The organism is Hymenobacter sp. (assembly GCF_036388155.1).
Classification (GTDB): domain Bacteria; phylum Bacteroidota; class Bacteroidia; order Cytophagales; family Hymenobacteraceae; genus Hymenobacter.
Window position 1 is genome coordinate 1 of record NZ_DASVSI010000011.1, and the last position, 19,592, is coordinate 19,592.

At 60.6% G+C, this 19,592-nt stretch carries 17 protein-coding genes; 9 read left to right on the top strand and 8 right to left on the bottom strand.

Annotated features, from left to right (window positions below; genetic code table 11):
- Positions 1 to 248: 248 nt before the first annotated feature.
- Positions 249 to 671 carry a DUF3127 domain-containing protein gene (locus VF629_RS01575; RefSeq protein WP_331056685.1) on the bottom strand — a complete coding sequence of 141 codons (423 nt, stop codon included), beginning with the start codon at positions 669 to 671 and terminating at the stop codon, positions 249 to 251.
- Between the two features lie 139 nt (positions 672 to 810).
- On the opposite strand from VF629_RS01575, the gene VF629_RS01580 reads away from it, so the two are divergent.
- Entirely contained in the window at positions 811 to 1,734 is a 924-nt protein-coding gene (locus tag VF629_RS01580; protein ID WP_331056686.1) for an isoaspartyl peptidase/L-asparaginase, read from the top strand.
- A 103-nt stretch (positions 1,735 to 1,837) separates the two neighbouring features.
- Here VF629_RS01580 and VF629_RS01585 read toward each other — a convergent pair whose 3' ends face one another.
- The 3 genes from VF629_RS01585 to VF629_RS01595 all read right to left on the bottom strand — a co-directional run bounded on the left by VF629_RS01585 (position 1,838) and on the right by VF629_RS01595 (position 5,847).
- Entirely contained in the window at positions 1,838 to 2,824 is a 987-nt protein-coding gene (locus tag VF629_RS01585; RefSeq protein WP_331056687.1) for an aldo/keto reductase, read from the bottom strand.
- Positions 2,825 to 2,995: 171 nt separating this feature from the next.
- Positions 2,996 to 3,916 (bottom strand): cyanophycinase, encoded by a 921-nt coding sequence (locus VF629_RS01590; protein WP_331056688.1) that lies wholly within the window; start codon positions 3,914 to 3,916, stop codon positions 2,996 to 2,998.
- 95 nt (positions 3,917 to 4,011) lie between these two features.
- Complete coding sequence (locus VF629_RS01595; RefSeq protein ID WP_331056689.1) at positions 4,012 to 5,847, bottom strand: M1 family metallopeptidase; 1,836 nt, start codon at positions 5,845 to 5,847, stop codon at positions 4,012 to 4,014.
- A gap of 384 nt (positions 5,848 to 6,231) precedes the next feature.
- Here VF629_RS01595 and VF629_RS01600 point away from each other — a divergent pair, with 384 nt between their 5' ends.
- The 3 genes from VF629_RS01600 to VF629_RS01610 all read left to right on the top strand — a co-directional run bounded on the left by VF629_RS01600 (position 6,232) and on the right by VF629_RS01610 (position 10,022).
- Positions 6,232 to 7,980, top strand: a complete 1,749-nt coding sequence (locus VF629_RS01600; RefSeq protein WP_331056690.1) for a L,D-transpeptidase family protein — start codon at positions 6,232 to 6,234, stop codon at positions 7,978 to 7,980.
- A gap of 304 nt (positions 7,981 to 8,284) precedes the next feature.
- Complete coding sequence (locus VF629_RS01605; protein WP_331056691.1) at positions 8,285 to 8,995, top strand: helix-turn-helix transcriptional regulator; 711 nt, start codon at positions 8,285 to 8,287, stop codon at positions 8,993 to 8,995.
- 847 nt (positions 8,996 to 9,842) lie between these two features.
- Positions 9,843 to 10,022, top strand: coding sequence for a hypothetical protein (locus tag VF629_RS01610; RefSeq protein WP_331056692.1), 180 nt, complete (start codon positions 9,843 to 9,845; stop codon positions 10,020 to 10,022).
- A gap of 140 nt (positions 10,023 to 10,162) precedes the next feature.
- Here VF629_RS01610 and VF629_RS01615 read toward each other — a convergent pair whose 3' ends face one another.
- Positions 10,163 to 10,660, bottom strand: coding sequence for a hypothetical protein (locus VF629_RS01615; protein WP_331056693.1), 498 nt, complete (start codon positions 10,658 to 10,660; stop codon positions 10,163 to 10,165).
- Positions 10,661 to 10,797: 137 nt separating this feature from the next.
- Positions 10,798 to 12,285, bottom strand: a complete 1,488-nt coding sequence (locus tag VF629_RS01620; RefSeq protein WP_331056694.1) for a DEAD/DEAH box helicase — start codon at positions 12,283 to 12,285, stop codon at positions 10,798 to 10,800.
- 447 nt (positions 12,286 to 12,732) lie between these two features.
- Between VF629_RS01620 and VF629_RS01625 the strand changes: the two genes are divergently transcribed.
- The 3 genes from VF629_RS01625 to VF629_RS01635 all read left to right on the top strand — a co-directional run bounded on the left by VF629_RS01625 (position 12,733) and on the right by VF629_RS01635 (position 15,555).
- The gene (locus tag VF629_RS01625; RefSeq protein ID WP_331056695.1) at positions 12,733 to 13,494 is read left to right on the top strand and encodes an HAD family hydrolase; all 762 of its coding nucleotides are present in this window, start codon (positions 12,733 to 12,735) and stop codon (positions 13,492 to 13,494) included.
- A 53-nt stretch (positions 13,495 to 13,547) separates the two neighbouring features.
- Positions 13,548 to 14,060: an NUDIX hydrolase gene (locus VF629_RS01630; protein WP_331056696.1), complete on the top strand. Its 513-nt coding sequence runs from the start codon at positions 13,548 to 13,550 to the stop codon at positions 14,058 to 14,060.
- A 394-nt stretch (positions 14,061 to 14,454) separates the two neighbouring features.
- The gene (locus VF629_RS01635) at positions 14,455 to 15,555 is read left to right on the top strand and encodes a Gfo/Idh/MocA family oxidoreductase (RefSeq protein WP_331056697.1); all 1,101 of its coding nucleotides are present in this window, start codon (positions 14,455 to 14,457) and stop codon (positions 15,553 to 15,555) included.
- 235 nt (positions 15,556 to 15,790) lie between these two features.
- Here the strand turns inward: VF629_RS01635 and VF629_RS01640 are convergent, their stop codons facing one another.
- Together VF629_RS01640 and VF629_RS01645 are read right to left on the bottom strand one after the other, a co-directional pair.
- Positions 15,791 to 17,038, bottom strand: a complete 1,248-nt coding sequence (locus tag VF629_RS01640; protein WP_331056698.1) for a hypothetical protein — start codon at positions 17,036 to 17,038, stop codon at positions 15,791 to 15,793.
- A 544-nt stretch (positions 17,039 to 17,582) separates the two neighbouring features.
- Positions 17,583 to 18,176: a hypothetical protein gene (locus VF629_RS01645; protein WP_331056699.1), complete on the bottom strand. Its 594-nt coding sequence runs from the start codon at positions 18,174 to 18,176 to the stop codon at positions 17,583 to 17,585.
- Positions 18,177 to 18,409: 233 nt separating this feature from the next.
- Here VF629_RS01645 and VF629_RS01650 point away from each other — a divergent pair, with 233 nt between their 5' ends.
- A complete protein-coding gene (locus VF629_RS01650; protein WP_331056700.1) occupies positions 18,410 to 18,643 on the top strand; it encodes a hypothetical protein in 234 nt (77 codons plus the stop codon).
- Entirely contained in the window at positions 18,640 to 19,563 is a 924-nt protein-coding gene (locus VF629_RS01655; RefSeq protein ID WP_331056701.1) for a UDP-2,3-diacylglucosamine diphosphatase, read from the top strand. The genes VF629_RS01650 and VF629_RS01655 overlap by 4 nt, the downstream gene beginning before the upstream one ends.
- Positions 19,564 to 19,592 lie beyond the last annotated feature (29 nt).

A 19,592-nucleotide genomic window follows, 5' to 3' on the forward strand; every position in this document is an offset into this window, starting at 1 on the left:
GTGGTTTTCTGCTTGAATTCCAACTCCTCGCCCTCGCCCTGTGCAATAAGTTTATGTAAATCCATCCGTTTCAATACGAAAATTGGACATAAAAAATGCCGCATCTGAAACTCAGATGCGGCATTTTTTAGAGGGGAGCGAGTAATACGAGTACCCCGAATTTTTAATTCGGGACGTTGAACAGATTACGTTCGGGCGTCCCGAATTGAAAATTCAGGGTACTCGTGCCATTCAGCGCGAAACTAGCCTTAGAAGGGCAGGTCGTTGTCGTCGTCGCTGGCGATGGGCGCCGCCGAGGGCTGCGCGCGCAAGGTCGGGTTCTGGTTTTGAGCCGCCGGACGCGGAGCTGCTTGCTGACCGCCGCCGTAGCTGCCGCCGCCGCTGCCACCGGCCGCGGCGGGCTCAATCTTCCACGCTTCCAGGTTGGTGAAGTAAATCATCTGGCCGTTCTTGTTGAAACCGCGGCCGCGGAGGTTGAAGGTCACCTTTACCTCGTCGCCCATTTTGTAGGGGTCGATGAGGCTGGTTTTGTCCTGAACCATCTGAAACTTAATATGCTCGGGATACTGGCCGTCCTGGACTTCCAGCACGAACTCGCGCTTGCGAAATTTTTCGCTTACCTGTTGTTCGTCAAATATTTCGTGCAGCCGGCCGGTTACGTCGTATGCCATAAAAATGGGGTGTTTTGGAATTAGAAAACTTGAACATCAAACCTACGAAAAAAAACACTAGCGGCCATCTGGCCGTTCCCTCAACCTACCTTCGCGGGCCCATTTGGCCACTTTTTTCTCACAATTTACTCCTATTAGTATGTATGCCATTGCCATTCACGGCGGAGCCGGCACCATTGCCCGAGCTTCGCTCACGCCCGAGCAGGAAGCAGAGTACCGCCAAGGGCTGGAAGCCGCCCTGGATGCCGGCTACGAGGTGCTGCAAAAAGGCGGCGCGGCCCTGGATGCCGTGGAGGCCGCCGTGCGTAGCCTCGAAGATTGTCCGCTGTTCAACGCAGGCCGCGGCGCCGTGTTCACGCACGACGGTCACCACGAACTCGACGCCGCCGTCATGACCGGCCACAACCGGTTGGCCGGCGCCATTGCCGGGGCGCGGGAGGTGCAAAACCCCATCACCCTGGCCCGCCTCGTGATGGAAAAAACCGACCACGTGCTGCTGGGCTACCCCGGCGCCGACGACCTGGCCCGCGAGCACGGCCTGCCGCTGCAGCCAGTAGAGTATTTTTTCACCCAGAAGCGCTACGACCAGTTGCAGGACGCCCTGAAATCGGGCAAAAGCCAACTCGACCACGCGCCCGACCCGCACCGGAAAAAAGGCACCGTCGGCGCCGTGGCCCTCGATTCGCAGGGCCACTTAGCCGCCGCCACCAGCACCGGCGGCATGACCGCCAAGAAATACTCGCGCATCGGCGACAGCCCCCTCATCGGGGCCGGCACCTGGGCCGACGAGCGCTGCGCCATCAGCTGCACCGGCGACGGCGAGTATTTCATCCGGGCCGTGGCGGCCTACGACGTGGCCTGCCTAGTGGAGTACAAAGGTTTGTCCTTGGAAGAAGCCGCCCGCGTGGTGGTGCAGGAAAAATTGGTGGCCGCCAAGGGCGAAGGTGGCCTGATTGCCGTGGACGCCGAGGGCAACCTTACGTTGCCCTTCAACTCAGAAGGCATGTACCGGGCCAGCCGCCGCGAAGGGGAGGAGCCCGTGGTGGCTATTTATAAGGAGTAGGCGTTGCAGAAGCTCCCAAATTAGAAACGCCAAGAACTCTAAAAAGGCCGTCACGCTTCGACTCTGCTCAGCGTGACGGCCTTTTAAATTTCAAAAGGCTTTGCTACCAGGTGTAGTGCACGAGCGGCTTGATTTTGCGTTCGTACACGTCGCGCACGGCTTGCATTTGTTCCGCGGTCAGCGGCGGCAGCTCGGCGGCTTGCAGGTTCGAGAGAATCTGCTCGGGGCTGGAGGCGCCGGGAATAACGCAGCTCACCTCGTCGAACATTAGAATCCAGCGCAAGGCTTCGGCGGCGAGCGGGGCGTTGTTGGGTAACACCTTTTTTAATTCTTCAACGGCTTCCAGGCCGGTGTTGTAGTCCACGCCGGAGAAGGTTTCGCCTTTGTCGAAGGCCTCGCCGTTGCGGTTGAAGTTGCGGTGGTCGTCGGCCGCGAAGTGGGTTTGGGGCGAGAATTTGCCCGTGAGCAGGCCACTGGCCAGGGGCACCCGCACAATGAGGCCAACGTCGCGTCGGGCCGCTTCCTTGAAGAGTAGCTCCGGCGGACGCTGGCGGAACATGTTGAAAATCAACTGCACCGTGGTTACGTTCGGGAATTCAATGGCCTTCAGGCCTTCTTCCACTTTCTCGACGCTTACGCCCAGGTGCAGGATTTTGCCTTCCTCGCGCAGCCTATCAAACAGCTCAAAAATCTCGGAGCGGTAGTAGACGTCGGTGGGTGGGCAGTGCAGCTGAATCAGGTCGAGGGCGTCGAGCTGCATGTTGCGCAGGCTGTCTTCCACAAACTGGCGGAGCACGGCGGGCTGATAGGCGTCGGCCGTGTGGGGCTGCAGGCGGCGCCCACACTTGGTGGCCACGAAAATGCGCTCGGAGCGCGACCGGACGAGGCGGCCGACGGCTTTTTCGCTTTCGCCGTCGCCGTACACGTCGGCCGTGTCGATGAAGTTGATGCCGGCGTCGGCGGCGGCGTTGAGGATGTTGTCGGCGGTTGAGTGGCTGAACGGCTCGCCCCAGCGGCCGCCCACTTGCCAGGTGCCCAGGCTGATTTCAGAAATAGAAAAGCCAGTTTTGCCAAGCTTGCGGTAATTCATCGGTGGTGTTTGGTGAAAGTGAGGGTGGAAGGGCAGCAACTCGCCTCTTGCTAACAGGTCGTTGCCGGATAGAGATACGTAAGCAGACCCCGAAGAACAAAAAAAGCCCGCTCATTAACTAAATGAGCGGGTAAATGAGCGGGCTTTTTTTGATGGAAACGGCGAAAACTGCTACGCCACCGGAGAAGCTGCGGCGGCCAGGCCGTGCGGGGTGTGCTGGGCCAGCGCGTCTTTGCTGACGTAGAATTTGCGCTCGCGCATGTCGTACACGTTGCCTTTGGCCAGCACGTGCATGGTTACGTTTTCGATGGAAAGTACCGTGCCCTTGCGGGCGGCCGCGGCGTTGTTGTGCTGAATGTTGTGCCCGTCCAGGATGATAACCAGGTTAGAGCCAATGGTTTCCACCAAATTGCCTTCGGTGATGAGCACGCCGGTGTCTTCGCCCAACCCAATGCCGATGAGCTTGGGGTGCAAGGCCACCGACTCGATGAGCCGCCCAAACCGGCCGCGCTTCACGAAGTGCGAGTCGACGATGGCGGCGGGCAGCAAGCCCAGGCCGTTGCCCATTTTCACGGCACCTTTCAGCAGCGCGTCGGGCACCGAGCCGCCCCGAATCATGTGTTGCGACATGGCCATGGCGCCGGCGCTGGTGCCGGCAATCACGAAGTTGGGCTCGGCGTAGTACCGCTGCAGCATCCGGTCGAGGAAGTCGGTTTCGCCGAACATTTCGCGCAGCCGGGACTGGTTGCCGCCCGAAAACATGATGACGTCGGCGGCAAGCAGGCGCTCGAGGTATTCCGGCTGGCGGGCGTCTTCGGGCGTGCGAATGTCCATCACGCCCACGTTCAGGCAGTTGAGCATGGCGAAGGAACCCGTGTAAATCGGGCCCACCTCCTGCGGAATCATGGAAGCGGTGGTGATGACTTCGATGCGCGGGTCGAGCTTGCCGGTTTCGAGGACGATGCGCTTGAGAATGCCGAGCTCAAAAAAGTTGAGGTAATACTTGCGACGGGTGCGGGGGTTGGGGTAGGTGCCCTTGTCTTCGTTGCCGCCTACGGCAATGAGTTTGCCAAGAGGTGTGATGTTTTTCAACGGATAGCGGATATAAGTAATTGGAAAATGCGGGGGAAAGGCTCTAAACGACCGATTGGTGCCAAAACCGCACGCAAAGTTCGGGCCGGGTGGGCTTATGTGCGTGCGTTTAGCAAAGTATCGAGCGTGCCGGTGGCCACGGAGTGGTAATTGGGGCGCGCTTCGGCATAGATAGCCCGGGCCCGGGCCAGCCCATCGGGCGTCGCGAGCAGAGCCCGGTAGAGGGGTACCAAAAATTTGCGCCGGCCCACGTGCCGCAGAAAATTCTCCAGCGCGGGCGTGGCCGCCGCGTAGCCCGCCCGGATGGTGGCCGGAAACCAGGCGGCGAGAATTTCGGCATTGCCGGAAGCCGATAACAGAAACGCCGCGTCCAGCTCCGCCAGTTGCTCCTGCGGCAGGGTAGGCGGGAGGCCGTGCAGGAAATGCACCCATTCGTGGCTGCTCCATTCCGTAGTGGCGGGCCGCAGCTCTTGCGCCGCCGCGCCTTGCCGCAGCTGCACCAGTGCATGGGCCACGGCACCGAACCGGCGCGAGCTCACGGCCGGCGCGTTGGAGGGCAGGCCTGGCCCTTCGACCCACGCCGCCAGGTTCAGCTTGGCTTCCAAGCCCGGCTCCCGGTTCAGGAGTTCGGCGCGGAGGTAGTGCAGAAAGCTGGCCGTGTCCATGGCTTGAAAACTGAACCGGGCGAAGTACTCCTTAATAAAGGCGTCGAGCCGCGGCCGCCCCACCAGGGATTCCAGGGTGAGCAAAAGCGCGCAGCCCTTTTCGTAGGCAATTTCGGTCAGGCCTTCGTCGGGGTCGCGGCCGGCCAAGGCGAGGTGCAGGTGCGTGTCTGGGCTGGCTATGCCGATTTCTTCGATGGTGTGGTGCAGCGCACTGCGGCCCAGTACCTGGAGCATGTCGGCGTATTCGCGCCCATACAAATGTTCCATGATGCGCCGCTCGAAATAAACGGTAAAGCCCTCGTTCAGCCAGAAATCATTCCACGTTCCATTTGTAACTAAATTACCCGACCACGAATGGGCGAGCTCGTGGGCCACCAAACTGGTTAAGCTGCGGTCGCCGGCTAGAATGGTTGGCGTTACAAATGTTAATCTAGGGTTTTCCATTCCGCCAAAGGGGAAGCTGGGTGGCAGGACCAGCAAGTCGTACCGTTCCCAGCGGTAAGGACCGTACAGCTGCTCGGCCGCGGTTACCATTTTTTCCAGGTCGGCAAATTCGTGGGTGGCTTTGGGCAGGGTAGCGGGCTCGGCATAAATCCCCGTGCGCTCGCTGAGGGGCGCAAAGCGCAGGTCGCCCACGGCCAGGGCCATGAGGTAGGCCGGGATGGGCTGCGCCATTCGGAAGCGGTACTCGCCGCCCGGGTCTAGCTGCTGGGGGTTCTCGGCGCTCATGAGCGCCAGTAGGTGAGCGGGCACGCGCACGGTGGCCTCGTAGGTGAAGCGAATGCCGGGCGAGTCTTGGCACGGCAGCCAGGTGCGCGCCAGGATGGCCTGCGACTGCGTGAAGAGGAAGGGCTGGGTTCCGGCCGTCTGGGCTGGCTTCAGCCATTGCAGGGCCGCGGCGGTGGGCGCCGTGCGGTAGTGAATGCGCAGGGCCACGGTTTGCGGCCCCAGCGCCACGCGCAGCGCTTGCCCCAGAATGGCGTCCGGGGCGCCCACCGAAAAACCAGCGGGGGCGGCCTGGCCGGTTTCGGTCAGCGCTTCCACGGCTTCAATGCTCAAGTCCCGGGTGTCGAATACCGCTTCGGCCCCGGCCCCGGGGTTGGCCAGGTGCCAGGTAGCCGTTCCTGCCAGGGTCCGGCTGTCGAAGTCAACCGAGAGGTCGAGCACTAGGTGCCGCACCCGCACCGGGCTGGCCCCGGCGAAGCTGTGCGGGTCGAGGGGCGACATAACGGGCACAGGGGAGGGCGAGGAAGTAGGCGGCTGCATGGTGCGTGAAAGTTGAGGTATGCAAAAGTTGGAAGAATGCCGAAAGGTTGCCCTTGCGTTTACAAGCATTACCATAAGCACAAGCTTTACGTAGCCGGGCGGCGCGAAGCCCGTGGGCCACCCGCAACGAAAGGTGTGCCTCCACGACGAAATGTTGCCGAGCTTGGCGCTGTTGTTTTGGGCATTAGCTGTCGGAACAACTTCCGGGAAAACGAAGTTGGCACGATTCCGGCCCGGCCCCGAACGGCCTATGCCACGGAATGGCTTACTTTGTAACCGGACTGCCCGCGGGCGGCCCCGCGCAACCCCACCTTCCGCTTGGCAGTACAACGCCCGGCTTCCGGCGGTCGCCCGAGGTCTTTTCCGTTCGCTTTACCTTTCGCAATGTCCCTTCTGATTCGTTTTACTTCCCTGCTGTGGGTGTTGCTGGTGGCCGTGCTCGCGGGCGCCACGCTCCAGTCCTGTGGCTCCAACAATAGCCAGTCGGGCGAGGGCGGCTCATCGGCCGCGGTGGCCGAGCTGGGCCCCCAGCCCCTCATCGATAGCACCTACGTCATCAACACCATCCGGGCCGACCCCAACTTCAAGCCGCACTTGCTGGCGGCGCGGCGCTTTTACCGCGAGCGACAATTCCGACTAGGCTGGTTCAAGGACCACAAGCCGGTGCCCCAGGTCGAAACTCTCCAAGGCATTATTGCTAAAGCCCAGGATGAAGGCCTGGACCCTAAAGACTACCAGGTTAAGGACTTTAAGACTATGTTTGCCGAGCTGGATAAGGCCCGGCCCGATTCGGCGCGCCGCACGGCGCTGGAGCGGCAGATTGACGTGGCCCTCACCGGCACCTACATGAAGTGGGCCTCCGACTACTACCGGGGCGTGGCCAACCCGCGCGACAAAAAGAGCACGACGTGGCAGGTCAAGCCCAATAAAATCAAGCTGCACAAAGCCCTGCTCACCTTCCTGGGCGAGCGCAAAAGCCGCTACAACTACTACGAGTTTGCCCCCCTCCACCCCGAGTACGACCAGCTCCGGAAGGCCCTGGCTGCCTACCGGGCCCGGGAGCGGGCGGGCGGTTGGGCCACCTTGCCGGCCGGCACCAAGCTCAAGCCCGGCGACTCTTCTCCAGCCGTAGAGCTCTTGCGCAAGCGCTTGCTCGATAGCGCCGGTGGTGCCGACGCCAATGCCCTGCCGGTGCAAAATGTGTCGACTGGCGCTGGCGCCGGCACTACTCCGGCCCCGGTGTCCCAAATGTATGACGCCGAGTTGGTGGCCGCCGTGAAGCAGTTCCAGCAAGACGCCGGCCTCAAGCCCGACGGGGTGGTGGCCGGCGAAACCCTGCGCCAGCTCAACGTGCCGATTGGCTCCCGCATCGACCAGCTCATTCTGAACATGGAGCGCTGGCGCTGGCTGCCCAAACGCTTCGAACCCGACTACCTGTTGGTGAACATCCCGGAGTACACGCTGCACGTGGTGGAGGCCAACAAGGAGGTGTTTACCATGCCAGTCATCGTGGGCAAGGTGCTGCACGAAACCCCCGTTTTCAGCGACAAGCTGGAGTATGTGGTGCTGTCGCCGTACTGGAACGTGCCGTTCAGCATCATCGAAAACGAGCTTCGCGACAAGCTCGTCGCCGACCCGTATTACCTCGACCGGCTCGACATGGAGGTGGTGAAAGGCTCGGGCCGCAAGGCCGAAGTCATCGACCCAAGCACCGTAGACTGGGCCAACATAACCCAGGAAACCTTCAAATACACCCTGCGCCGCCGGCCCGGACCGAAGAACGATTTGGGGGACGTGAAGTTTATTTTCCCCAATTCGAACGACATCTACCTGCACGACACGCCCCACGACGAGCTGTTTTCGCAGACCAATCGCAGCTTCAGCCACGGCTGTGTGCGGGTGAAAGAGCCCATCAAATTGGCGACTTACCTCCTGCGCAACAAGCCAGGCTGGGACCAGCAAACCATCCTTGACTCCATTGCCACGCGGCGGGAGAAGTACGTCCCCGTGAAGGACAAGCTGCCGGTTTACCTGGTGTATTTCACTGCCTGGGCTGACGCTACCGGCCACCCCCACTTCCGCGACGACATCTACGGCCTCGACAAAGAACTGGCCCGCGAGTACTTCGACTAGTGGACTAAATGCTGAGGAAATCAGCCGCCCCCTGCTGAGTTGATTCACTAATCTGAAGCTTCAAGGAACCCAACGCACGAAGCCCGTTCACCAATTGGTGGGCGGGCTTCGTGCGTTGGGTTCCTGCCGTACAGAATACGTTTAATAACAATTGTAACTAGCCGAGACAAGTATACTTTTGATGTTTTGTTACATATGTAACTGATAGGAAAGTAGGATTGATATCATTTATAAACATGTAAAATTCACCCTTACGGCAGAAGCATCTTTCGATTGACTACATTTGTAATTATAGATAAATGTCATGGTCGAGCGTATTCGGATGCTGCTGGAGGTACGGCAGCTGACTCCTACACAGTTTGCGGACGCCATTGGCGTTGCACGTCCTATTGTGAGCCACATACTGTCGGGCCGCAATAAGCCGAGCTTGGAAGTAGTGCAGCGCATTCTGGCCGCCATGCCGGACCTATCGATGCCCTGGCTTCTCAATGGAACCGAACCTATGCTGGCCACGGCCCCCGCGGCCCAAACGCAGCCAGCTGCGCCCGCAGCGCCCGTTCCTGAAACTCAGAGCGTGCCGGTGCCGGTTCTTGCGCCCATTCCACTAACGATTGGTTCACAGGTAATTGCTTCTGAAACGGTAGCGCCTCAACTACCTGCGGATGCTGGAAAACCGAAATCTGCTCCTGCACCAAAAGCCGCCCCAGCGGCACCCAGACCTGCGTTGAAGCGCTTTTCGGCAGCAACTCCTAAAGCCCAGGCTGTCGTCCAGGCGCCCGCGGCCACAGCCCAGCCCGTTGTTACTGCTCCAGCTTCGCCCACGCCAGTAGAGCATCAACCCGTGGAGCAGCAAGCGGCTCCTACGCCGGCACCACCGGTAGGCGCGTCTTCAAGCGCGGTTGCTGCCGATGGCAATGCCGCCGCGGCCGCTTTCATCTCCGGGACCAAGAAGCACATTCGTCGAATTGTGATTTTCTATCAAGACGGTTCGTTCGCCGACTATCAGCCTGAGTAGCGGCCAAGCCAGTAGAATGGGGCTTGGGTCACGGTGCTTATAGCGCCTGCTATAAGCAATCAACTGGGGCAAAACACCCGGCAGCAAGGCAAGCGCTAAAGCCTTCTGCTCGGAGCTACGCGCGGGCAGCAGTCATTTTGAAACAGAAAGGAATAGTCGCCTTGCGTCGCGTGGTAATACCATTTGTCATGCTTCCCATAATGAGCCCGATTGAGATTTGGGACGGCTAACTAATGCGCTGTTTGCTCCTGATAATTCATATACTTAATTTCGACTAGTACTAAGTTTACTAGGTGGTTCTATTGAGATGAAATAAGTAAGGATTTTTGTTATATAAAGCGCTGTTAATCAATAATAATGTGTCTACTAATAAAAGCAATAGATTGAGTGTAATGGCAAGAGTTTTAACGTTTCGAACTGCTATTGGTAGACAACCGCATTAGCTATAAGTCAAAAGTTGTTCCTGCTATGTTACAGTGGTTGCGTGAGCGTGGTTGCTAATGTCATTGACAGGGCTGACGCACTGGTAAGTTCAATAGATGCAAAGCCGCTGTCGAACCCATCTGCTAACCAACTGAGCGCGGCGACAACCCAAGATGATGGAACGGAGGATGCACTTTAGGTCAGCCGTTAAGTCAGGGCAGGGCCGCAGGGCGGGAGCGGTTTGGGGTTGGCCGGCACTGTAGCGAACAAGAGCCGGTAACGTCGCAGTTACCAATTGTAAATCTGTGGGCTTTGACAAAGCCCGCTTGAACGCCCTGGGTCAAGTAGGTGGAGCAGCCCAAATGGGAGCCCAGTTTTGAGTGGCTTGGTTGTTCGTTTGGCGGCGCTGGGTTACCTTCGCAACATGAAACTGACCCGCACGAATCTTTGGTTGGCCGCCGCCGCGGCAATGTTCCTGACTGCCTCATGCACGCCGCCACCCGACGCTGAAAAAGACCCCGACGCCGACGCGGCCTACAAACGCGCGCACCGGACCGAGGGGTACCGCGAAGCCCAGCGTTCTAACGTCACCCGCAACCAATAAAGAAGATTGGCTCCTTGAAGAGGGCATCATTTAGGTAGGTATCAAAAAAAGCCTCCGCCCAAATTTGGGCGGAGGCTTTTTTTGATTGTTGAGGTGTTGGTTAACGGAAGGCGCGTACGCAGAGCAGTCTGCCCGAACGGCTAGGCAACAGGCACGGCCTCGGCAAATGCAGGCACTGGCACAGGAGCGGTGTCGAAGTTGGGCAAGGTGATGCCCGCGAGCAAGTCACGCTCCAGCAGGTTGGCCCAAGTGTGCAGGTAGAGCACCACGTCGTCGCGCTGGTTGTGGCGCAGGGCGTTGCGGCGCTCAAAAGGAATGGCCGCCCGAATGGCCGGGTCGGAAATTTTCTCTAAGTGGGTAAGGTCGGCGCGGGAGAAGCCCAGGGCCAGCATCTCGTCAATGGTTTGGTCGATGGGCAGGCCGCTGGTGGGGCAGTAGTCGATGAGCTGCCGCTCCCAGTCGCCGTAGCGCTGCATGGCGCGGGCGTGGATTTCGGCCTTGGTGAGGCGCGTCACGGTTTGGGCGAGGTGGCCGCAATTGCAACTGCCCATGTGGCCCCACTGGTAGGGCGCTTGGGTGGCGAGGCGCTGGGCCGTGTCGCGCAAGGCTTGGATAACGGGAAGCGTGGGCTGAGCCATAAGAGGAGAGAAATTATTTGCGGAGAGAGCAAGCAATCTGCTGTAAAAAGCAACGGGCCCCGGAAAAAGTTTTCCGGGGCCCGTTGCTTTTTACAAGGCTTAACTCTTGCACTTAACTACGCTAGCGTGCTGCGCCGTTAAAACGAGCCGCGGCGCGAACCGCCGGCGTCGCCCCGACGGCGCCCGCCCAGGTCGCCGCCTTCGCGGTTGCCGCCTACGTTCACGCGGGCACCGCCGCTGCCGAAGCGGCGCGAGGTGTCCGACTGACCATTGCCGGCGGGCGAAGCCGGACGGCTGCGCTCACCGCTGGGGCGGCCGCTGCCGCTGCCCTGACCACCGGAGCGGCCGCTGCTCTGGCCACCGCCGGAACGACCGCCGCCGTTCCCGCCTTCGCGGGGGCCGGAGCGTGCCGGGCGACCCGCCGGGCCTTTGGGCCGAATGATGCGCTCGTTGCCGTGCAGCATGACGGGCTTGATGCGGCCCGACACAAACGGGTGCTCCGCTTCCACGTCAATTTGACGGCTGATGAGCTTCTGGATGTCCTGCAAATAGGCGCGTTCCTCTTCTTCCACGAAGGAAAACGCGGTACCGAAAGCGCCGGCCCGGCCCGTGCGGCCAATGCGGTGCACGTAGGTCTCGGGCTCGTTCGGGATTTCGTAGTTGATGACGTGCGTCAGCTCGTCCACGTCGATGCCGCGGGCAGCGATGTCGGTGGCCACCAGCACGCGGGTGCTGCCGGCCTTGAAGTTGGACAGGGCGCGCTGGCGGTGGTTCTGCGACTTGTTGCCGTGGATGGCTTCGGCCGGAATCTGGTTGGCGGCCAGGGCCTTCACCACTTTGTCGGCGCCGTGCTTGGTGCGGGTGAACACCAACACGCGCTTGATGCCTTTGTCCTGCAGAATGTGGCGCAGCAGGGCAGGCTTGTCGTTGTTTTCAACCAGGAACACCGACTGCGTCACCGTGTCGGCGGTGCTGCTCACGGGCGTCACGGCCACGCGCACTGGGTTGGGGCGCAGGATGGTGCTGGCCAGTTCCTGAATTTGGCCCGGCATGGTGGCCGAGAAAAACAGGGTCTGGCGCTTGGTGGGCAGCTTGGGCAGGATGCGCTTGATGTCGTTGATGAAGCCCATGTCGAGCATGCGGTCGGCTTCGTCGAGCACGAATACTTCGATTTGGCGCAGGTCCACGAAGCCCTGGTTCATGAGGTCGAGCAGGCGGCCCGGGGTGGCGATGAGCACTTCCACGCCGCGCTTGAGCTGCGCAACCTGCGGGTTTTGGCCCACGCCGCCGAAAATAACGGTGTGACGAATCTGGCTCAGGTGGCGGCCGTAGGCGCCGAAGCTTTCGTTGATTTGGATGGCCAGCTCGCGCGTCGGCGTGAGCACGAGGCAGCGAATGGCGCGCGGGGCGTGGTTGGAAACCTGGGCCGTGCGGTGCAGTACCTGCAGAATGGGCACGGTGAAGGCCGCCGTTTTGCCGGTGCCGGTTTGGGCCACGCCCAGCAGGTCTTTGCCCTCGAGCACGTGCGGAATGGCTTGCTCTTGGATGGGGGTGGGGGTGGTATAACCTTCCTCTTTGAGGGCTTTGAGGATGGGGTCAATCAGGTTTAAATCGTCAAACGTCATGTGGGGTGTTGGGTACTGGGTGTTTGGTATGGCGCTGACGGACAAGGAGCCGCGCGCTGGTTAGTTGAGCCTAATGTGTTCACATAGGCGGGCATGACCACACCGGAGCTTGCGGGCGTGGGCGGGGGTGAGCGGCTCGTCGGAGGCCGTCAGATTCCCTGAATGAAGAGAAGGGGGGTGAGGTGCGCTTACTTTGCGGAGGCAGCCGAGGCGCGGGGCTTTGCCCGGCACGGCCGGGCAGCGGGCTGCTCCGACGGCGGCCCTGGTGATTGCAAAGGTACAACATCCAACAGCGCCCAACACGTTCAGGCCAACCTGCCGCAACGGGCCCGCCCGGCCGCGACGCCTTGGGTGCGGTGAAACAAGTGCCGAAAAAAGGCAAAAGCGTGGGCGGCGTGCCCGAAGTTTGTGCCGGAATACTCGATAAGTAAGGAGCCCTTCGCACCGATGCAATCGGATAAAACGCCGCCAATCAGTCGCATAACCACGGTCCTGTTCGATTTGGACGACACGCTGTTTGACCACGTGGCCACGGCCCGGGCAACCTTGCGCGTGAGCGCCGTGGCGCTACCATTTTATTCAGGACTCGACTTCGAAGCCTTCTACCAGCGCTACAGCGAGCTACTGGAAGACTACCACGCCCGGTTTTTGGCGGGGACCTGCACCTACGAAGAAGCCCGACGCTTGCGATTTGAAGGGTTGCTGGAGCCGTTTTGGCCGGCGGCCACGGCGGCCGACGTAGCGGCCTTCGCCCAAGCCAGCCAACGGCACTACCCGCGCTTGCGCCAGCCGGTGAAAGGCGCCCTGGAGCTGCTGCGGGCGCTGAAGCCGCACTACCGCATTGGCGTAGTGACGAATAACCGCACCACCGAACAAATCGAAAAGCTCGAATACTTGGGGATGACGCCCTTTGTGGACGCGCTCATCACCTCGGAAGAAGTGGGCGCGGCCAAGCCCAACCCGCGCATTTTTGAGGCGGCCTTGCAGCGCCTGCAGGCCCAGCCCGAACAAGCCGTGCTGGTGGGCGACAACTGGCAGGCCGACGTGTTGGGGGCCTCGGCCAGTCGCATCCGCCCGGTGTGGCTCAATCGTTTTGGCGCCGGCCGGCCGCTACCTCACGTCACCGAAATTACTGGCTTTGAACCCTTGGCGGGTGTTTTGGGGCTGATTACCGGGACGGAGCCAAGCCTGCCGAGCGCGACTTCCTGAGCATTTATCCGTTATTGTAGGCGAGCCACCCTTCGCCTTAAACTTTCTTCCTCATGCAAATTATCGAGCGCAGCCGCGTTTTCGACGGCCATTACAAAGTCAACCAGCTCCTTGTGCAGGACGGGGACACGCAGCTCAAGCGGGAGCAATTCGCGCCCGGCAAGGCCGTGGCCGCGCTGGTCTACGATACCGCTCGGCAGGTATACGTCCTCACCCGCCAGTTTCGCATCGGCCCCGAAGCCGACATTCTGGAGATTGCCGCCGGCATGATAGACGGCGGCGAAGCCCCCGAAACCGCCGTGCGCCGCGAGATTCAGGAGGAGCTGGGCTACGAAGTAGACAAGCTGGAGCAAATCGTGTGCATGTGGCCTTCGCCGGGCACCAGCTCCGAAGAAATCACCGTGTACTACGCCGAGGTGAGCCAAAAAACCGGCGAAGGCGGCGGGCTGGCCGAAGAAAACGAGAACATCGAGATGGTGGACTTCACATGGGATGCGCTGCTCGCCGAGCCGCTGCGGGACGCCAAGACGGTAATTGCCGTGCAGTGGGTGCGGCTGCGGGGGTAAAGTAGGTAATCCGTAGGCAGGCGCGGCCCCGAGGGCGTAGCGTTCGACCAATCCAGCCATAACCAGCCGCGCTAGATACTTGCGCAAGAGGCTTTGTATGCTTCTCCTTAAAGTGAGCCAACCATAACTAAAGCTTCCACCCGAACCCACTGCGCCGCCGGTAGCGTCAGCGTACAAGCAAAAGTTTGGTAGCGTTTGGCGTCGCGGATGGTCACTTTCAACTCTTGCCAAAGCGCGGAGCAGTGGGGTTGAGCAGCAATTGGCCGAACTTGCGCGAACAGTCGCTCGCCACAGTCGAGGACTCTGTCTCGGCAACGGCCCCGCACTTGTTGATACTGATGCGCTATACCCCGCCCGCTTGCGCCAGAACGCGCCTGCCCACACCACAACCTATATGAAAAATCCCCTGCTTCTCGCCTTGCTGCTGTCGCTACTCAGTGCCACTGCTTACGGCCAGCGGCAGCCCCTGCGGGTTGGGGTAATTGGGCTGACCCACACCCACGTGCACGGGATACTGGGCCGGCCCAAGGACGATAAAATACTCATCGTGGGCATTGTGGAGACGAACACGGACCTGGCGCGCCGCTACGCCCAGCAGCACGGCTTCGCCATGGAACTGGTGTATGCCACTGTGGAAGAAATGATTGCCAAAGCCCGGCCCGAAGCCGTTGCCGCCTTTGGGACCATTTACGAGCATTTGGAAATTGTGGAGAAATGCGCCCCGCGGGGCATTCACGTCATGGTGGAAAAGCCCCTGGCGGTGAACATGAAGCACGCGCGCAAAATGGAGGCGCTGGCCACCAAACACCGCATCGAGTTGCTCACCAACTACGAAACCACTTGGTACCCCACCGTACACAAAACCAACGAGCTAGTGCAGCAGGACAGCATCGGGAAAATCAGTCAGCTCATCGTGCGTGACGGCCACCGGGGGCCAAAAAAAATAGGAGTCAACCCGGAGTTTCTCGCCTGGCTGACCGACCCGGTCCAAAACGGCGGCGGGGCTATTACCGATTTCGGCTGCTACGGGGCCAACATCTCCACGTGGCTGATGCAAGGCCAAAAGCCAGTGGCCGTCACAGCGGTTACCCAGCAGTTCCAGCCCGAAAACAACCCGCGCGTGGACGACGAGGCCACGATTCTGTTGACCTACGACCAGGCCAAAACCACCATTCAAGCGTCGTGGAACTGGCCCATTGGCCGGAAGGACCTAGAGGTGTATGGGACGAAGGGCGCCATTTTTGCCGATAACCGGAGCAACCTGCGGCTGCGGATAGCCGAAGGGTACGACGGGTTCACGGAAACCGCGCAGCGTCTGGAGGAGCGACGCGCCCCCTACAACGACCCGTTCTCTTTTTTTGCGGCCGTCATCCGAAAAGAAATCACCGAAACGCCCTATGGGTTGAACTCCCTGGCCAATAACATGCTGGTGGTAGAAATTCTGGATGCCGCCCGGCTTTCCGCCAAAAAGGGCAAGACCGTCAAGTTAAAATAATGCCTTCCGCAGCACTGCAAGCCCCCCAAAGTGGCCAAATTCATACCGGGGTCCCTACTAAGTAGCTAATGCGCGGCGGGTGGCGTCAGAATGTAATCAAACGTCTGGTGGCGCTTGGCGTCGCGCATGCTGACGTTCAGTTCCTGGGCGTCCGTTTTGGGAAGGGGAATCATGCGCTGCTGGCTGAGCCGCTGCGGGACGCTAAGACGGTGCTGGTCTTGTAGTGGCCGCGGGGCTAGTTTTTTGTTGCAATGCCCCCGGGTATTGCAGTTTGTGAAAGCCTCCAGGGCGTCATGGTCTCGGCGTGCAGCAGGAGTGCCTCAGCCAGCGGGCTGACGGATAAATCAACGAAGCGGACCCCGTAGTGCAATTCGTCGGCGGTTTCGATGGTGCGGCTGCCGAAGGAGACGACCCGGCGCAGGCGCAGGGCGTTGCGCCAGTCGCGCAGGGCCACGGCGTTGCCGAAAGCAAAGGCGTTGGCCGGGATGCTGTAGCCCAGAATCAGGGGGCCGCTGTCGACGTCGCCTTCACTGGTTTCGTAGGAGCCGGCTCGCTCGTGGTACAGCCGCAGCACGCCAAAGTTGGTGCTGAAGTGCTGCTGGTAAAGCCGGTATTGCTCGGCGGCGTAGGCGGGGGCAAAGCGGTAGAGAAAGAAAATGCTCCAACCCAAATGGGAGCCGCGCGGCTCCTCGGCGGCGTGGTGGCGCGTAGCCGGCCGGGAGAGCAACAAGCCGGTGGCGGAGTCGGCGAGGTGCTGACGGGCGTAGGCGACCCACTGCTGGCAAAAGGCGCGGTAAGGGCTGCCCGTGAGGTCGCTGTGCAACTGGAGCGAGGCCAGGGCCACCGTGTTGTCGGGCACCCACACGCCTTCGGGGTAGGACTCCAGGCAGTGGTTGGGCGCGGCGGCCAGCCGGCGGTGCAGCGTGGCGGAAAGAGAATCGTGCAGGGCGTGGAACGGCGAGGCGGGGTCGAGCAGGCGGTGGCAGCCCAGCATCAGGTTGAGGTGCCCCAGGTAAAGCACGGAGGTGACCGAGTCGGCTGCGGTGGCGGCAGCCGGATTGCGAAAGGCTTGGGCGATGCTGCCGGACAGCATTTTCGCGATGGCCAACTGGGTGTATTGCGCGGCTTCGCCCCGAAAACCAGCGTCGAGCTGCGCCATGTTGGTGAAGGCATACACCGAGTAAGACAGGGAAAACAGCGCCCATTCGGCGTTGCCCAGCGCCGTCAATTCCGACGCGTCGCCTTCGGGCGTGCGAATGACGCGTTCGAGGTAGTGCGCTTTGCGGTACAGCTCGGCCGGGGCGGGGTAGTGGTAGGTTGGCCAGCTAAAAGCCACCATCAGGCCCAGCAGCAATGCCATGAAAACGAGAGCTGCTTTGCGCTTCATGCAGGTGTAGGAAGCCCCGCTGCCGGAGAGCAGGAGCTGGGTAGGGGTGGCGTGGTGCCGGAGGCGGTTGGCGAAGCAAAAGCAGTGGCGTGTCATCGCCAAGCCAGCACCAAAGTGAAGAAAACTTTTCTACATTTGTAGAAGTAATAAGCGCATAAAAAAATAAGGGGCCAGGCACTCGGCCCAACCCCTTACCACTACTTGAGGTAGTGAGCGAGCAACAGAAGGATGATGTCCTTCGCCACTCCGCTCGCAAACCCCAGCAAAATCGGTTTCCACCAATCTTGCAGTAGTTGTTTCGCACGTTCCCGCTTCATCTTGCTAAGAAGTAAGGGTGTACGTTCCACCCACTTCTTGAAGCCCCGGTTGTGTCCAGCAGCCGGGGCTTCGTCTTTTTACAGACGTCGCTTTGGCGGGAGACTACCGTGCGGTATACCAAAGATAAGAAATAGAGTTGGTGTAATTGCTAATAAAATTAGTTTTTAATTCGTATTATATTAGCAAATATTCAAACCTGATAATGTTTGAAGCTTGGCTTTTGCAGCGTGCGAAGGCCCATTAACGACACAGTACTGCCCTTATAGACAGGCAGATGCCACCGCGTATGCAGGCGTGAGTGCGCCAGCTCCAAAGCAAAGGATTACTGCGCCGCGGGCAGCGTCAGCACGTAGTCGAAGGTTTGGTAGAGCTTGGCGTCGCGGATGCTCACGTTGAGTTCCTGGGCATCCATCTTGGGGAAGGGAATCATGCGCTGGGCCTGGTAGAGGTCGCGGCCGAAGAAACGGCCACTGCCGGGCGCCAGGGTTTGGGCAAACACCTCTTTGCCATCTTTGGAAGTGACGGTCAGGGTGAGGTTGGAAAGCTCGGCGCTGGAAGGGCCCTGGCGGTGGATGGTGATGAACAATGCACCCCCGGGAGGAATGGCCGTTACCCGGCGCTGGTAGGTGCTGTCGGCCCAGTCTTTCAGCTTGCGCAGGGCTTCCACTTCGGTGAGCATGTCGGTGTAGGAGCGGTAGCCAAGGCGGGTAAACGAGCCGTCGACGTCCTGCTCTTCGTCGGTGTTTTTGGTCACGTTCTGCACGTAGGGCGACACGGCGTCTTTCTGGGCAAACGTGTAGCGCTTGCGGCCCTTGGCGGCTTTGCCAGTCGGCTGGGCCAGGGCAATGCTGGCGGTGCAGAGGCTCAGGGCCAGGAAAGCCACAGCGTGGCGGGCTACATGGGGAAAAGTAGGCATAGAGGAAGGGGAGATAACAGGAATTAATTGCACGTAATGAGACCCGTAGAAAAACGGTCTACAAAGTAACTGCTTACCGGGCAAACCTTGGCAAAGTTGAATCAGAAGGTGCCAAAATCGGGGTTCTGTAGCCTGTCGAACTTGATTAAAGCATAATGCGGGCGTAACCAACGCTTCACAGCAAGGGCGGAACTTTGAGAGCAGGATTTTCACCGGTGTTTACCCTGCCTGCTATGTATTTTCCTGCATTGTTTTCGAGCCTGCGCCGTTTAGGGCGCTGGTTCGTGTACGAGATATTTCAATTGGCGCTGTGGGTCGCCTTCGCGCTGCACACCCTGGCCAGCCTGCGCTCCGCCTTGGGCGGGGGCGGCGAAAACGGGGCATTGCGGCGCTCGGGGCCCGCCATTCGGCCCCGCCGCTCGCTGAGCTCCGGCCGCGGGGGCCGCTTTACCCAGTCGGCCGCATGAGCAGGGCCGCATCTGCCGAGCTCGGTTCGGCCTTGCCGGGAACTGGCCCGGCGGCCAAGCCCCGGCGCCGGCGGCGCGTGCAGGTGGCCGTCGTCAGCGACGTGCACCTGGGCACCTACGGCTGCCACGCCAAGGAGCTGCTGCGCTACCTGAAAAGCATTCGGCCGCAGGTGCTGGTGCTGAACGGGGACATTGTGGACATCTGGCAGTTCAGCAAGAACTACTGGCCGCCGGCCCACATGCGCGTGGTGCGCTACCTGACGGGCCTGGCCGCCAAGGGCACCAAAATTCATTACCTCACCGGCAACCACGACGAGCTGCTGCGCAAGTTTGCGGGCCTGAAGCTGGGCCAGTTTCGGCTCGACAACAAGCTGGTGCTCGACCTGCCGCACGGCCGCACCTGGCTGTTTCACGGCGACGTATTCGACGTGACCATGCGGCATTCGCGCTGGCTGGCCAAGCTGGGCGGGCACGGCTACGACTTGCTGATTCTGATAAACCGCTTCGTGAACTACGGGCTGGCCAAGCTGGGCCGGCCGCGCGTGGCGCTGTCGAAGCTGGTGAAGGAACGGGTGAAAACCGCCGTGGCCGCCGTGAGCAACTTCGAGGCCACGGCCGCAACCATTGCCGCCGACGAAGGCTACCGCTACGTGGCCTGCGGGCACATTCACCAGCCCGAAATCAAACCCCTGGCCACCGAGAAAGGCGAGGTCATCTACCTGAATTCGGGCGACTGGGTCGAGAACCTGACAGCCCTGGAGTACACGCCGGAAACGGGGTGGCAACTCTATTATTACAACGAAGACCCGGCCATGCAGCAAACCGCCGAAACCGAAGCCGCCGACGCGGCCGAGGACCTGGCCGACGCCAACCCGGCCGCCCTGCTGGACGGCCTGCTGGCCGAATTCAAGATAAAGTAAGCCGGTTATTGCCCGCGCAATGCCGTAGA

Coding starts and splice junctions, on each gene's coding strand:
- VF629_RS01635 (WP_331056697.1), top strand. CDS start 14,455: ATGAAAAATCCCCTGCTTCTCGCCTTGCTGCTGTCGCTACTCAGTGCC.
- VF629_RS01575 (WP_331056685.1), bottom strand. CDS start 671: ATGGCATACGACGTAACCGGCCGGCTGCACGAAATATTTGACGAACAA.
- VF629_RS01615 (WP_331056693.1), bottom strand. CDS start 10,660: ATGGCTCAGCCCACGCTTCCCGTTATCCAAGCCTTGCGCGACACGGCC.
- VF629_RS01650 (WP_331056700.1), top strand. CDS start 18,410: ATGTATTTTCCTGCATTGTTTTCGAGCCTGCGCCGTTTAGGGCGCTGG.
- VF629_RS01600 (WP_331056690.1), top strand. CDS start 6,232: ATGTCCCTTCTGATTCGTTTTACTTCCCTGCTGTGGGTGTTGCTGGTG.
- VF629_RS01625 (WP_331056695.1), top strand. CDS start 12,733: ATGCAATCGGATAAAACGCCGCCAATCAGTCGCATAACCACGGTCCTG.
- VF629_RS01655 (WP_331056701.1), top strand. CDS start 18,640: ATGAGCAGGGCCGCATCTGCCGAGCTCGGTTCGGCCTTGCCGGGAACT.
- VF629_RS01610 (WP_331056692.1), top strand. CDS start 9,843: ATGAAACTGACCCGCACGAATCTTTGGTTGGCCGCCGCCGCGGCAATG.
- VF629_RS01640 (WP_331056698.1), bottom strand. CDS start 17,038: ATGACACGCCACTGCTTTTGCTTCGCCAACCGCCTCCGGCACCACGCC.
- VF629_RS01605 (WP_331056691.1), top strand. CDS start 8,285: ATGGTCGAGCGTATTCGGATGCTGCTGGAGGTACGGCAGCTGACTCCT.
- VF629_RS01620 (WP_331056694.1), bottom strand. CDS start 12,285: ATGACGTTTGACGATTTAAACCTGATTGACCCCATCCTCAAAGCCCTC.
- VF629_RS01580 (WP_331056686.1), top strand. CDS start 811: ATGTATGCCATTGCCATTCACGGCGGAGCCGGCACCATTGCCCGAGCT.
- VF629_RS01645 (WP_331056699.1), bottom strand. CDS start 18,176: ATGCCTACTTTTCCCCATGTAGCCCGCCACGCTGTGGCTTTCCTGGCC.
- VF629_RS01630 (WP_331056696.1), top strand. CDS start 13,548: ATGCAAATTATCGAGCGCAGCCGCGTTTTCGACGGCCATTACAAAGTC.
- VF629_RS01595 (WP_331056689.1), bottom strand. CDS start 5,847: ATGCAGCCGCCTACTTCCTCGCCCTCCCCTGTGCCCGTTATGTCGCCC.
- VF629_RS01585 (WP_331056687.1), bottom strand. CDS start 2,824: ATGAATTACCGCAAGCTTGGCAAAACTGGCTTTTCTATTTCTGAAATC.